We start from the raw sequence: 14,912 nt of genomic DNA, 5'->3' as shown, positions 1-14,912 counted from the left end.
CTGAATAAAAAATCATCAGCATCTTATGCTAATTAGCCATTATAGAGATTAATGCAGAATTCTCAGCAAAATACTGGTCTTATCAGCGACGTTTGACTCAAAGTTGGCATCAGGCGGCTCTGTTCTTCCTGCTCAGGATACCGGTTAAATTTTCAACGTGAATGATTTGTTACATAATGTAAGGGTGTTAAACTCTGGCAATTATTCAAAAGCTCGCCAGTCCGGCGCAGAGGTGTTGTCGTCGCCGTGTTGACCTTTCCAGTTAAAATCCTGCTCTTCTCCGTCAGCCTGTTGCTCTCGATGCCGTTGAAATCTGAGTCGTTGCCCGAGGTGGGACATCCTAAACTGCATCGTGTCGCCACAGAGGAAGGGTTGACTCAGGGTACAGTGAACAGTCTGCTGCAGGACAAGCAGGGTTTCCTCTGGCTTGCCACAGAGGACGGTATCAGCCGTTACGACGGTTATCGGGTACTTAACTATCAGGGCGAGACCCGCCAGCTTGCCGACAAGATCGTCTACAGCCTCTACCAGGACAGCCGTGGTGATCTGCTTATTGGTACTGAAAGCCACGGCCTTTACAGACTGGATCCGGATAAGGGCAGCCCGGAACGGATTATGGTGCACTATTTTGATAGTGAGCCCGATTTGCCGCAGGAAGTGGACGTGATCATCGAAGATGAGAAGGGCAACTTATGGCTGGGGTTACTTGAGGATGTACTGTATTTCGATACCAGTAGCGGTGAATCTGCGGTTCGTTTTTCATTGACCGAAGAGGAGAAGGCTGCTCATGAAGCGATAAGGGCGATGTTGTATGTTGATGGGCATCTGATTATTGGTACTTCTGCCGGCCCGAGGCTGATGGAAATTAAAACCGGAGAAGTACGCGATCTTCATATGGCTAATCAAAAGCTTGGTCAGCACAGCCGCAATGTGAAACAACTGCATTTGGATAAACAGGGCCAGCTATGGGTTGGGACGGTGGCTGGGCTATTTCGCTTTCAGCGCCATCAGGTTGACGCATTGTTAAAAGGTGATAACGAACCCGTGGCTGAGCTGATTATTGACGGGCTTAATATCTGGCATATTCTGCCTGATGGTGATGATCTGCTACTGGGGACTGACCAGGGGTTGTATCGCCTGGACGCCGATCAGAATTTGCATTATGTGCTGCGACTCAGTGACAGCCAGTACCATATCTCTGATGACAGTATTTTGCAGATTCTCAAGGACAAGCAGGGAAATCTGTGGATGGCCACCAAATCAGATGGGGTGTTTCGCTGGTCTGAGGATTCTGCACGTTTCACTAATCTGCATAAGAAAAGCCGCATTGGCAAGGCGTTGAATCATGACAGTATCTGGAATCTGCACCAGGACGAACAAGGGATGTTGTGGATTGGCTCTGAAGATGGTCTGAATCGCTATGATCCTGAAACCCGTGAAATGCTCTCCTTCCCTTTTAATCTGGAGCAGCAGCCTGCCGGGCAGTGGGAATATGGCGCTACGGAAATATTTCCTGCCGGCGACGGCAAGCTGTGGGTTAATGCCCGCTCGTCATTGCGACTCTTCGATCCTGAAAAAGGGCTTGTAGTTGAGAGCCCACTGGATGGCAAGTTACCGGAATATCCCTGGGGAACTACTATGGATGAGCAGGGAGATCTGTGGTTTGCAACCAGCGAAGGTTTTTATCGCTACCGGCCAGATGCAGATGAGCTGGTGCGAGTTGAGGCGCTCAATGGTATGTTGGATCCGGCCTGGTCCCATGGTTTTATTGGTTTTTACCCCGGGCAGCCGCACCGATTGCTGATATCCATGACAGGGAGTTTGTGGAGTTTTGATACCGACACGGGAGACCTGACAAAATTACACCAACTCGACGAAGGACAGCTCAGCGCCTACCAGGGGCCGGAGTCTGTTGCGCTGGACGAATACGGCGTGCTTTGGGTGGCTTATTCAGGATATGGACTGTTTGGTCTGGATGCCGAAACCTTAGAACAAAAATACCTTTACAGAAAAAAGGATAAACTTTCATCAGACGCCGTTTACGGGCTGCAACTGGATAAGCAAGGCTACTTGTGGATGAGTTCCCACGGTGGGCTGATGCGCCTGAACACCAAAACCCAGCATATCCGTCATTTTACCCATCTGGATGGACTGGTGACAAACGAGTTTAATGCCAGTGCCCATACCCGCCTTAAAGATGGGCGCCTGGCATACGGCTCCATGAAAGGAGTTACTCTGTTTGATCCTGAGGATTTTCTGGAGAAGCAAAATACCGCCAGTGAAGTGTTGATCACTGAGCTGGATTTGCTGTCCACTCCTATGGACGAGTCACTGACCAATCTCAGTGGCAGTGAACTGACCCTCGAACATGATGACGTGGGATTGCTGGTGCGCTTTTCGACCCTTGATTATGGCCGCCTGGAGCAGACTCTGTATCAATACAGTATTACTGGCAGAGATAATATTGATTATCCGCCGGGTCGCGATGCAGAGGTGCTAATTCCTAAGCTCAGGGCCGGCAATCATCAGTTTCAGGTCAGGGCCATCGATCCGCAAAGCGGAGAAAAGGGACCTGCGGCAACACTAACTATCAATGTAAGATACCCGCCATGGGGATCGCCACTGGCTTATGGCTTATATGCTCTGATAGTACTGGTGCTGTTAAGTTGGTGGTGGCGACGTAAGAACTATCAGGCCCGCGAGTTATATGACGCTCATCAGGCTCTGCAGACCAGAGAAAAACAACTGCAACTGGCGCTTTCAGGCAGTAACAGTGGAGTATGGGACTGGCAAAGTGACAACGGCCTGATGTATCAGCCGAGACTTAAGGAACTGGGTTATACAGATTGTGACAGTATCACCATTGAACATTACCTTGAGTTGCTGCACCCCCACGACAAACCGGCTTTCGAACAAACCTGGAGCCGTTTTATTCAGGGAGAGGCTGATCATTTCGATCTCAGTTACCGCCTTCGCGCCGAAGATAATCAATGGCATTGGTACCGGGATCTTGGCCGCGTTGTTGAGCGGGACAAGGATGACAGCATATTGCGTATCAGCGGCACCTGCACTGATGTGACTCATACCAGAGTCAGTGAAGAGAAGTTGCGGCTATTCGGTGAGGCATTCCGCCATACCCGTGATTGGGTATTAATCTTTAATAACGAGCGATTACCTATTGCCGCTAATCAGGCGTTCTGCGAAGCGCTGGGTATCGACCCGGAGACCGATATTGGTCTGCAATTACAAAGTTTTATCAGTAATGAGCAGCGACTGTTTTATCGGCGGGTGATGGACGGACTCGATGCTGGTGCGCATTGGCGTGGAGAGCTGGATATAACCGGACAGGATAAAAGGCTGCACAATCTGATGGTCAGTATTAATGCAGTTTCAGCGGAATCATCAAATGAGATCAGCCACTATATCGTTGTAATGACGGATATCAGTGAACAGAAAAGCGCCCAGGAAGAGCTGCGTTTGCTGGCCAACTACGACAGCCTGACCAATTTGCCCAATCGCAACTTATTGCTGGATCGTATTCAGCACGGCATTGATCATGCCAGGCGCACCAGGCAGCAACTGGCCGTACTTTTTATCGATCTTGACAAGTTTAAGCAGGTGAATGATTCATTAGGTCATGAGGCGGGTGATGGATTGTTGCTTGAGATCACCGATCGCTTAAAAGGCAGTTTGCGGCTGGATGATACGGTCGGCCGGCTTGGTGGTGACGAGTTTGTGGTGGTTATTGAGGATATTAAAGACAAGTCACGCCTTGCTACCCTGGCGCGCAAGATTATTTCAGAGATCGATCAACCTATCACCATAGGTAACCACAAGGTCAGCGTGTCGGCCAGTGTTGGCATCGCTTTGTATCCTGATGATGCGCAAACGCCTCCTGATTTGCTCAAATCTGCGGACATTGCCATGTATCAGGCCAAAGCCAATGGCCGCAACCGGCATCAGTACTTCACCAGCAAGATGAATCAGCAGGTTCACAGCCGGCTGTTGATGGAAAACAGACTTAAGGCAGCCTTCAAGAAAGGTGAGTTTGAAAATCACTATCAACCCATAGTGGACATTGAATCAGGCCGGACCGTGGGTTTTGAACTGCTGCTGCGCTGGCGCTGCGATGGTGAAATGATCTCTCCCGGAGAATTTATTCCCCTTGCCGAGGAATTGGGGTTAATCGTGCCCATGACCTGGCAGGCTATGGACAGAGGCATGCTGGCACTTTCCCACTGGCACGCCACCGGCACCAAGCCTTATCTGGCGATAAACCTCTCGGCTAAACATTTTGAGGCCGGCTTGCGGCCTGAGGAAGTCATATCCAGGCTGAATTGTTTTCAGTTGCCGGTATCCGCCATCAGGTTTGAGATCACCGAAGGCGTGCTGATGAAAGATTACGACAAGGCCAGAACTTGTATGCAAAAACTGCATAAAGCCGGTTTGCGCTTTTCTCTGGATGACTTCGGCACAGGGTATTCGTCCCTTAAGTATCTTAAAGATTTTCCCATCCAGACCATCAAAATAGATCAGAGTTTTGTGCGGGATATCGGCGTGGATCACAACGATGAAGCCATCATTAAAACTACCCTGTTAATGGCAGAGAGCCTGAATATGAACTGCGTGGCGGAAGGCATTGAAACACCGCAACAGGTAGCCTTTTTCAGGCAGCAGGGATGCAGATTGCTACAGGGTTTCCTGTTCTCACGGCCACAACCGGCCAGTGAAATTCCTGCTATGCTGGACAGAGACTGGGGCAGTATACCGCAGCTACAGGGCGCAAAAGATTTATCAGAAGAGGGTTAGAGAATGAGCCACAACTTTCAGAGTTTTCGTGAATTTTATCCCTATTATCTGAAAGAGCACCGCAATCCGGTTTGCAGACGCCTGCACTTTATTGGTTCGTTGCTGGTGTTATTGATCATCTGCTGGAGCATGCTCAGCCAGAACCCCTGGTGGCTGTTGCTGATGCCATTGGTAGGCTATGGTTTTGCCTGGGTTGGTCATTTCTTCTTTGAAAAGAATCGCCCGGCCACCTTCCAACATCCCTGGTACAGTTTGCTCGGTGACTGGGTTATGTTCCGGGATATGCTCACCGGCAGAATCAAATTCTGAAGCTAAGTCAGCGGACAAATAACTGACCCATATCCTTAAAGGCTTTAAATTCAAGGGCGTTACCGCTGGGGTCCAGTAAAAACAGGGTCGCCTGCTCCCCTGGCTTACCCTTAAAGCGGATATAAGGTTCGATTATAAAATTGGTGCCTGCTTTTTTAAGCTTCTCAGCCAGCGCCTGCCACTCTTGCCACTCAAGCACTACACCAAAATGGGGCACGGGTACGCCATGATTATCTACCTTATTGTGGCTCGGTGGGCTCGGCATGGCTGCCACCAGATGCGTAACCAGCTGGTGACCAAAAAAATCCCAGTCTATCCATTGATTGGAAAAACGGCCTTTGGCGCTGCCTAACAGCCCGCCATAGAAGGCTTCTGCCTGATGGAGATCGGTGACCGGTATGGCCAGATGAAAAGGTTGTAGTCGTTTATTCAGGCTCACTAAACTTCACTCCTTCTGTCTTGCTGGATGAAAATGGCCTCCAGCAGAGCACGTCTATAAAGATGAACAGGCCCTAGCTTACCCACTTAAGTTTTTTCAGTTTGGCAGCGCTAAAGGGTGGATATCGCCAGTTAATATCAAACCAGTTGCTACGTTTCATCACCGCCTTAAGATGACTGAAGGTATCAAAGCCCCACTGACCATGATAACGGCCCATGCCACTGTTGCCTACGCCGCCAAAGGGTAACTGTGGATTGGCCATAAACATCATGCCGTCATTAATACACACACTGCCGGCGCTTGTCCGGGTAAGGACCTGCTGTTCGAATGCCTGGTTTTCGGTATAAAGATACAGGGCCAGGGGTTTTGGGCGGTTATTGATAAAGGGTATGGCATCATCAATTTTTTCAAGACTTATGACTGGCAGGATGGGACCGAATATCTCTTCCTGCATCAGCTTGCTCTTAAGTGGTGGATCCAGCACCAGTGTCGGTGCCATATAGCGCTCTGCGGGATTAGTCTGGCCGCCAAAGCTTACTCTCTGATCCGACAGGCATTCCTGCAAGCGCTGAAAGTGCCGTTGATTGATGATGCGGCCATAGTCAGGGCTGGTGGCAGGATCTGTTCCATAAAAGGCGGTTAACTGCTTTTGCAATGCGGACATCAGCGGGCCACTGAAACCCTTCTCAGTAAGAATATAGTCCGGGGCGACGCAGGTCTGCCCGGCATTCATCCATTTACTCCAAACAATGCGGGCGGCAGCCACATCCAGGTCGCAATCACCTGCAACGATGCAGGGACTTTTGCCACCCAGTTCCAGGGTTACCGGGGTCAGGTGCTCGGCGGCGGCACGCATCACAATTTTGCCAACTGCCTCGCCGCCGGTGTAGAGAATATGATCAAACGGTTGCCTGAGCAGTTCGGTGGTTTCCTCAACGGCCCCCTGAACCACCAGAAATGCTTTACTATCAAGATACCGGGGTAGCAGTGTTGCAAGTAATTTACTGGTAGCCGGCGCCAGCTCCGAGGGTTTCAGTACGGCGCAGTTTCCTGCCGAAATAGCTGCTACCAGAGGTGCCAGTAACAACTGAAAAGGATAGTTCCAGGCGCCGATAATCAATACGGTGCCTAAGGGTTCGGGTTGCAAGTAACTTTTACCGGGCTGGGCAACAACGGGTGTTGATACTTTTCTGGGTGAGCTCCACTTTGACAGATGTCTGAGGCTGTGGCGGATGTCCGTTTGCAGATACCCCACTTCAGACAACCAGCTCTCCTGTTCGGCTTTGCCTAGATCCTCCCGCAGGGCCTCAAAAATAGCCTGTTCTGAGTCATCGATCATTTGTTGCAGGTTGTTGAGCTGTTGCTTGCGCCAGGCTATGGAGCGGGTTGTACCGCCTGAGAAATACTCATATAGCTGTTGCACAGCCGGTGCGATCATCGCGGTTTGCATAACTGATACCTTTAACTGAGGTCGCTACAGGTTAGCCCTGAAGTGCCTCTGAGCGCAATATTATAGCCATCAGGTCTTGTTTCGTTGCTGGCGAATATATCTGCTCAGATTGATAAAGCTGTCCAACCAGTATTGGTCACGATTGGCATCCAGCCAGGCCAGAAACTGCTCATGGACCTCTGCTGAAACACTCAGATAGTCGCCACCGACACCATGAAAGTTGATACTGGCAAGAGTGCCATTTTTGCCAGCCTGCTCGACATAATTTGTCAGTTCTTTGAGCGACGGGTTGACCGGAAACCAGGTCGGAGTCTTGTGCAGCTCAAGTTGCTGGATTTGCGCAACGGGGTCTCCGGGGCGCCTGATAGCGACAAAAAGCGAGGTGACCCGGGCAAGATAGTTACCATCCTTTGCATGACTGTCGCCACAGGGAGGGGTGAAGGTGCGCTCTGTTTCACCGTCTAAGGCCAGCAAGAACCCATTGGCATTGTTAATCTCCTGAATGATAGCGGCAACAGACCAGTTGTCCAGATTATTGTGCGGTTCAACCCAGTCCCGCCCGGGCAGTGATGCCCGGCAAGGGTGGTTAATACTGTGATTACCAAGCTCATGCCCTTGTCTGGCCGCCAGCCGCCATTCATGCAGGCGACTGCTCAGGGTGGGAGAACTTAAGGTGAGGTAAAAGGTGGCGTTAAATCCGTAGCGGTTGAGTGCCGGCAGAGCGTTGTCTAACTGACTGTCCAGCGCGTCATCATAAGCCAGGCTGACCGCTGCTTTTGCATTCTTTGGCCAGTTAAACTCTGCCTTAAGAGGACAGGCAATGAAGAATATTAACAACATCCAAACTGGATGAGTGGTCTGCTTACATCGGCTGGCATTTGTCATTTACGGTGATCCTTTCAGTATGCCTGTCTGAGACGTAGCGGCGGCAACCCGGAACCCTGCCTGATCTCATACGGTGTGGTAAACAAGATATTAAAAATCAACCAACATAAGGTTGATATTCGGTATTTTCGACATTAGCACAAGAAAGCGCTTACATGTAACGTAATAAATATTCCTATATCCCCGGTATGCTTAACATCGTTGCCTTCTTATCCAGGTGAACAGGAATAAAGAATGACCATTTGCATCCGAGGGTTGGAAAATTGTCTCGGGCGTTCGGAAATTTGAAAACTGATGACAGCAATGCAATCCATGAATGGTTGTTGTGTTTGCAAAGGTGTTTGACCCTGTTACCGACAAAGGCGAACGCGGCCAAGCGCATCGTTAGCTATCTGAAAGCGGACAGCCAGTCTCTCGCAAGTCCAGGTGCTGCTTTTGTGGTTCCTGCGAGAATCCGATTCCTTTTCTGCTCGAAGTGAAGGGGGCCTCTGGTGGTTAAACATTTTGTGGAAACAGGTATAGATTCTTTTTTCATGTTGGTGAACTATTAATCAAAAGAAATTGCTGAAAGAGCGGCAGCTATGCTTATCACTACCAGCTGAATGAATAGCCCTCAGGCCTTGAGGGGTTTGATCCGCGATGGAAAGAGTAAGGCAGGGTGGTTAGATAGTGGCGCGTGCACATAAAAAGCGCTGATACAAACACGTCTTTTGGGCGCGCGAATCGCAACCAAATGATGCTCTTTCTGGCGACAGTTTTTGTTATGATCCGTCAATCCTCGATTTCAAATACCTACTGCGGAAAAAACATATGGCCGGATCACAGGCTAATAACCCGTTGCATGGAGTGACGCTTGAACAGATGATCGTGCAACTGGAGCAAAAGCTGGGCTGGGAGGAGATGGCTAAAGTTGTCAATATCCGCTGCTTCAGTCATGACCCTTCGGTGAAATCCAGTCTTAAGTTTCTGCGTCGCACTCCCTGGGCGAGGGAGAAAGTCGAGCGCTTGTATCTGAACGTGTTCAATGTATGGGGGCAAGGCTCCTGATGGAACTATGGGGCGAATGACTTTCAGCACTGTGTGCACAAGCGGTGAACAGCTATTGCGGGAAACGTTCAGCATTTATCTGACCCTGCTGAAGATTCTGGTGCCGACCCTGATTATTGTCAAAGTGCTTGAAGTCATGGGAGCAACGGCCTTATTGGGCGCCTGGCTGGGGCCATTAATGGCATTGATAGGCTTGCCTGAATCGGCCGGGCTGGTCTGGGCCACCACCCTGCTGACAAACATTTATACCGGCATGGTAGTATTTGTGTCACTGGCAGAGCAGCAGAGTCTGACTGTGGCTCAGGTCAGCGTATTGGGTACTCTGATGCTGGTTGCCCATGCGCTGCCTTTTGAAGGCGCGGTGGCGAAAAAAGCCGGGGTGCCCTGGTGGTTTACTTTGCTGCTGCGTATTGGCGGTGCGTTCATCCTGGCGGCGGTGGTGCACCTTTTTTATCAGCACTTTGGGTGGCTGCAACAAACTAATCAGCTGGCCTGGCAGGCATCGCCGACTGACGGATCGCTAATCACCTGGGCAACCGATCAGCTACTCACCATTGGCGCGATCTTTTTTATTATTCTGACTCTGGTCAGTCTGCTCTGGTTACTGAGAAAACTGGGTATAGAAAAACTCCTGCACTGGGCGCTTTTTCCGTTGCTGCGCCTGTTGGGGATTGGTCGCGAAGCGGCTAATATCACTATCATCGGCATCACTATGGGGCTGAGCTTTGGCGCCGGAATTCTGCTTAACGAAGTGGGCAAAGGCAAACTGAGCAAACGGGATGTGTTGCTGACAGTGAGCTTTCTGGGGCTTTGTCACAGCCTGATCGAGGATACCCTGCTGGTAATGCTACTGGGCGCGCACTTGTCGGCGATACTCTGGGCCAGACTGGCTTTTTCTGTTATCACCATTGCGTTAATGGCCAGGTTGTTGCCTAAAACCTGATAAAAATTTCATACCTGAAAAAAATCATAACTAAATCATCCCGGCGCTGGCTAATCAGCCTGAGTCTCAATCATTATGTGGCTGTTTTATATCGCAACAGGTGATTAACTTATGTTGAAACTGACTATCTTTACCGCCGCTCTGGTTTTATTCCCTGTGTTGGTAGCTGCGCAAAACCCATTAGATTTTGGCAGCAATATCAGGACAGCGGATCCTTCAGCCCACGTTTGGGAAGACGGGCGCTTGTACCTGTATACCTCCCATGACATTGAGTGTCAGCGGGATTTTCATATGCAGGACTGGCACCTGTTTTCCACCGATGATCTGCAAAGCTGGACCGCCCATGGGGCGGTACTATCTGTGGATGATCTGAGCTGGGCCGATGATTACGCCTGGGCACCGGATGCCGCATACAAAAACGGTAAATACTATCTGATCTTTCCTGCCGGTACCGGCGTCAAAGACAGGCAGAACCCGCAAAACAGCACCAAATGGATGGGCATAGGGGTAGCGGTAAGTGATTCTCCAACAGGCCCATTCAAAGATGCCATAGGTGGGCCGCTATGGCGCGAGCCTTATGCCAATGATCCTGCGCTGTTTATTGATGATGATGGCAGCGCTTATCTGTATTTTCATGGTAAGGGCTTTGACTATTATGTTGCCGAAATGGCCGATGATATGCTCAGTGTCAAAGGGGATTTTATAAAAATGGATATGGGCGGCTATGAGCCGAAGATGGAAGGTCCCTGGGTATTCAAGCGCGACGGCTTATATTACTTTACCATGCCGGGAAATAACCGGGTGCTGACCTATTACACCGCCACACAACCGACCGGACCATGGACTTATCAGGGCGTGTTTATGGAGCAGGAGCATGCCAGCAATAACCATCACTCTGTGGTGGAGTATAAAGGACAGTGGTTGCTGTTCTACCATCGCTGGCTAAAAATCGATGACGCCGCCTGTGACAAGAGACAGCGGCATGTTGCCGCAGAGTACCTGCATTTTAATCAGGACGGTACAATCAGGCCTGTACAAAGAACGGAGCAAGGCCTGGCGGATGTTCCTCCGATGGCGGATAGCGCTCGTTCTCAGAACTAGCTCGCTGCGGCAACAGCAGTGCCATTGCCGCAGTTTCCTGGCTCAATCGTTGCAACGAATAAGTGGCTGTCCGATGTCCGGCTTGATGTAGATTTTTGACAGACTTAACCCGGTCTGGCCTTCGCTGGTTAGGATCAGTGGGTTAAACACCCCGGCTAGATTCTGAGCGTCGCGAAAACAGGCCAGATCCACACTCAGAGTCTGCCATTTATCTGAGGGCATGGATTGTAACTGCTCTGTAATATCCACACCTGCGCCGCAATCGGGGCCACAGTCCATGCTGAGGGTCACAGCAGCCACAGGCTTTTGCTGTATAAGAACATCCATGCTCAGGGCTCCATTGCGTTCCAGATAGGAGCGCAGATCCTGAGGAAAGGGCGCACCAATGCGGACCTGACCCGGTGCTGAGCCGTCAAAGTGCAGGGTCCGGGCATCTTCCTGAACAAATCTGTCCATGGTACGCATCTGCACCGGACCGGAAGTCATCACGGCACTGGTAACGGGTGTTTGCTTGTTTGCAGTGCCGATGCTCATGGACCAGGGTGCACGGATGGCATTTTCCAGCAGTGCCAGGGGCACCAGCTCCGTGGAGGAGGAGTTAACACGCTCATTAAGGTTGTCGCCAAGCACATCGTTATCGCCATAGCGCAAACCAAAACCGTAGGGTAGCAAGGGTTGATAGTCCGTATCGCCGACATTGACAGTGGTTTGTTCCGGAGTCGCGGGCCAGGAAAATGACAGCTTACCGCTGAAATCGTAGCGGATATTGCCGTCTTTATCGGTAAACAGCACCTCGGCCACGCCCTGACCTTCTGATCCGGGCAGCCAGGCAGCCACAAATGCATCAGAGGCGTTCAGTTCCGGATTTACCCACAACGGGCGACCGCTTAAAAATACTGACACCACAGGAATATTCTGCGCTTTTAGTTTTCGTAACAACGCCAGATCCTGTTTATTGCCGCGCTGGTATTCCAGATTTGCCAGGTCGCCGTTACCTTCGGCATAAGGCTCCTCACCAAATACCACAATGGCCACATCGGGTTTCTGGCTAAAGTTACCCTCTGCAGAGAGTTCAGCTTTACCGCCTCCGGCCTCAACGATTTCACGGATACCCCCATAGATTGAAGTGCCACCGGGGAAGTCGGCATTTTCGTTGCCGGTACCCTGCCAGGTGATAGTCCAGCCACCGGATTGTTTGCCGATATTATCGGCGCCATCTCCGGCCACAAGGACTTTTTGATACGGTTTTAAGGGTAGTAACTGCTCACTATTTTTCAGCAGCACCAGTGATTCACGCACGGCCTGACGGGCAATTTCCCGATGCTCCGGATGACCGATAAGATCGGTATTTCCGGCAAGGGGGCGGTTTGCCGGCGATGGCTTTGCAAAGAGCCCGGCCCGTAACTTGACCCTGAGCACCCGGCTAACGGCATCATCCAGCCTTGGCATGGGAATAATGCCCTCTTTTACCTGGCTGATGGTGTTTTCAAGCAGCGGCTTCCAGGCACCGGTCGGTACCATAAACACGTCCAGACCGGCATTTATGGCATCAGGACAGTTGTCATTGCTGCAGCCAGGGATCTGGCCATGGCCGTTCCAGTCACCGACAACAAATCCATCAAAGCCCATGCGCTCTTTGAGTACTTTGGTAAGCAGGTACTCACTGCCATGTACTTTCTCACCATGCCAGCTGTTAAATGAGGCCATCACCGACTGCGCACCAGCCGTTAGGCCGCCCACATAACCCTGGGCATGAATTTCATAAAGTTCTTTCTCGGTTGCCAGGTTATTGCCCTGATCATCGCCACCTTCAGTGCCGCCGTCGCCGACAAAGTGTTTGACGGTACTGAGCACCTGTTGCTGTGAGAGAAAGTTTTCATCACGCCCTTGCAGGCCTTTGACGATGGCATAGGAATAGTCACGTACTATTTTCGGATCTTCTGAATAGGCTTCATAGGTGCGGCCCCAGCGATCATCGCGGGTAACCGCCACCGTAGGTGCGAATATCCAGTCAATGCCGGTGGCGGCCACTTCTTTGGCAGTAGCACCGGCAATCTGTTCTATCAACTCTGGATTATTGGCGGCGCCCAGACCGATATTATGCGGAAACAAGGTGGCACCGATCACATTGTTATGCCCATGTACGGCGTCAGTTCCCCACATGGTGGGAATGCTGCTGCCATCCAGTGAGTCATCCACTGAAGCCTGATAAAGCTTTTCGGCCAGATCTACCCAGTCCTGTACCGAGGCATGTTTGTTATTGTCGGGAAAGGCACCGCCACCATTAAGGTAGGAGCCAAAACCATAGCGGCGCATGTCTTCAACACTGATATCACGGATTTCGGGCTGAATGAGCTGTGCCACCTTTTGTTCAACAGTCATTCCGGCCAGTATCTCTTTGACCTGCGCTTCTATGGATGGGTCGGTTTTGACCTCAGACTGAATACGGGGCCAGTAATCGGGTACGGCTTTGTTGCTCAGCTGTTGATGCGTATCCGGTTCTGCCGGTCCACTGCATGCCGTTACAAAGCTCAGACTAAGGGCAGCCAGCAGGGCCGAAATTTTATGATGAGACCTCATCAGACAACCTCCTGCTCGGTGTTGGAAAAGGATTTAGCGCGCACTGTGGCACCAGCCAGACCATAGAAACCGATATACAGATAGCACACCAAAGGCAGCAGGAAGGACAATTGTAGCCCGATACTGTCGGCCAGCACTCCTTGCAGTAAAGGCACCACAGCACCACCAACGATGGCCAGACAGAGCAGACCAGAACCGCGACTGGTGTCTTTACCCAGCCCTTTTAAGGCCAGACTGAAAATAGTGGGGAACATGATCGAGTTACACAGACCTACCAGCAATACGCTCCACATGGCCAGTTGTCCGGTACTGAAAATAGTCAGCAACAACAAGGCTATAGAGGCGGCGCTGTTAAAGCCCAGCAGTTTGCCCGGGGCGATTCTCTGCATCAGCAGGGCACCGATAAAGCGTCCCACCATGGCACCACCCCAGTAGTAGGCTATATATTTGGACGCCTGACCTTCACTCATGCCCATTACGGTGTCTTCGCCCAGGTAATTGACCAGAAAGCTGCCGATGGAAACCTCAGCACCGACATATAAAAAAATACCCAGGGCCCCGAGAATAAGGTGTGGATAGTCTTTCAGTGGCGTTTTGGCGTTGGAATCAAGTAAATCCGCAGCGCTGGGAATATGGTTGCCGGTTTCCGGCAGGCGCATTCTGACGAAAAAGGCAGCCAGACCAATCAGAACCAATGCCAGACCGATATAAGGCACAATCACCGAATCGGCGGATTGCTCGCTGCCTTCAATATGAGAAAAGATCAGAATGCCGCCTATCACCGGTGCCACGGTGGTGCCCAGCGAGTTGAAGGCCTGGGTCATGGTCAGTCTGGATTCCGCAGTATCAGGATTGCCCAGCAGGGTCACCAGAGGATTGGCGGCTACCTGCAATATGGTGACACCGGCAGCGAGAATAAACAGTGCCCCCAGAAACATCCAGTAAGTGGTATACAGGGCCGAAGGCACAAATAACAAACAACCTGCGGCCGCGGTCAGCAAACCCAGACTGATACCTTTCTGAAAGCCAATTTTATCGACAATACGTCCGGCGGGTATGGAAACCAGAAAGTAAGCCATAAAAAAGCAAAACTGTACCAGCATGGCCTGGGTGTAGCTGAGGCTGAATACGCTTTTCAGGTGAGGGATCAGAATATCGTTCAGTGCCGTGATAAACCCCCACATGAAAAATAATGCGGTGAGTGAAATCATTGCCATCGGCAGGCTATTGCCGCGCACAGGCTGTTGAGGTGGTATTGAAGTTGTCATAGAGGTGCCTTTTCCGAATCCGGGTTACGCCATTTATGTCAGCCTGTGCATCTACACATTGACCATTGGCTAACATTAGGT

10 protein-coding genes are annotated in these 14,912 nt (G+C 50.9%); 5 read left to right on the top strand and 5 right to left on the bottom strand.

What is annotated here, in order from left to right:
* The first annotated feature begins 246 nt into the window (after nt 1-246).
* A complete protein-coding gene (locus AT746_RS17210) occupies nt 247-4,809 on the top strand; it encodes an EAL domain-containing protein (protein WP_156413733.1) in 4,563 nt (1,520 codons plus the stop codon).
* 3 nt (nt 4,810-4,812) lie between these two features.
* A complete protein-coding gene (locus AT746_RS17205; protein ID WP_062482932.1) occupies nt 4,813-5,118 on the top strand; it encodes a DUF962 domain-containing protein in 306 nt (101 codons plus the stop codon).
* A gap of 7 nt (nt 5,119-5,125) precedes the next feature.
* On the opposite strand, the gene AT746_RS17200 is transcribed toward AT746_RS17205, so the two are convergent.
* The 3 genes from AT746_RS17200 to AT746_RS17190 form a co-directional block, all read right to left on the bottom strand.
* Entirely contained in the window at nt 5,126-5,557 is a 432-nt protein-coding gene (locus tag AT746_RS17200; RefSeq protein ID WP_231730966.1) for a VOC family protein, read from the bottom strand.
* A gap of 73 nt (nt 5,558-5,630) precedes the next feature.
* Entirely contained in the window at nt 5,631-7,007 is a 1,377-nt protein-coding gene (locus tag AT746_RS17195; RefSeq protein ID WP_062482929.1) for an aldehyde dehydrogenase family protein, read from the bottom strand.
* A gap of 69 nt (nt 7,008-7,076) precedes the next feature.
* Nucleotides 7,077-7,892, bottom strand: coding sequence for a polysaccharide deacetylase family protein (locus tag AT746_RS17190; RefSeq protein WP_197414286.1), 816 nt, complete (start codon nt 7,890-7,892; stop codon nt 7,077-7,079).
* Nucleotides 7,893-8,702: 810 nt separating this feature from the next.
* On the opposite strand from AT746_RS17190, the gene AT746_RS17185 reads away from it, so the two are divergent.
* The 3 genes from AT746_RS17185 to AT746_RS17175 all read left to right on the top strand — a co-directional run bounded on the left by AT746_RS17185 (nt 8,703) and on the right by AT746_RS17175 (nt 10,983).
* Complete coding sequence (locus tag AT746_RS17185) at nt 8,703-8,939, top strand: VF530 family DNA-binding protein (protein ID WP_062482926.1); 237 nt, start codon at nt 8,703-8,705, stop codon at nt 8,937-8,939.
* A gap of 16 nt (nt 8,940-8,955) precedes the next feature.
* Nucleotides 8,956-9,882, top strand: a complete 927-nt coding sequence (locus AT746_RS17180) for a hypothetical protein (RefSeq protein ID WP_062482922.1) — start codon at nt 8,956-8,958, stop codon at nt 9,880-9,882.
* 111 nt (nt 9,883-9,993) lie between these two features.
* A complete protein-coding gene (locus AT746_RS17175; RefSeq protein WP_062482919.1) occupies nt 9,994-10,983 on the top strand; it encodes a family 43 glycosylhydrolase in 990 nt (329 codons plus the stop codon).
* 42 nt (nt 10,984-11,025) lie between these two features.
* On the opposite strand, the gene AT746_RS17170 is transcribed toward AT746_RS17175, so the two are convergent.
* A complete protein-coding gene (locus tag AT746_RS17170; protein WP_062482916.1) occupies nt 11,026-13,563 on the bottom strand; it encodes a glycoside hydrolase family 3 protein in 2,538 nt (845 codons plus the stop codon).
* Nucleotides 13,563-14,831 carry a sugar MFS transporter gene (locus tag AT746_RS17165; protein ID WP_062482913.1) on the bottom strand — a complete coding sequence of 423 codons (1,269 nt, stop codon included), beginning with the start codon at nt 14,829-14,831 and terminating at the stop codon, nt 13,563-13,565. The genes AT746_RS17170 and AT746_RS17165 overlap by 1 nt, the downstream gene beginning before the upstream one ends.
* Nucleotides 14,832-14,912: the final 81 nt, after the last annotated feature.

It is taken from the genome of Lacimicrobium alkaliphilum, assembly GCF_001466725.1.
Classification (GTDB): domain Bacteria; phylum Pseudomonadota; class Gammaproteobacteria; order Enterobacterales; family Alteromonadaceae; genus Lacimicrobium; species Lacimicrobium alkaliphilum_B.
This window is presented reverse-complemented; position numbering and strand designations above follow the sequence as displayed.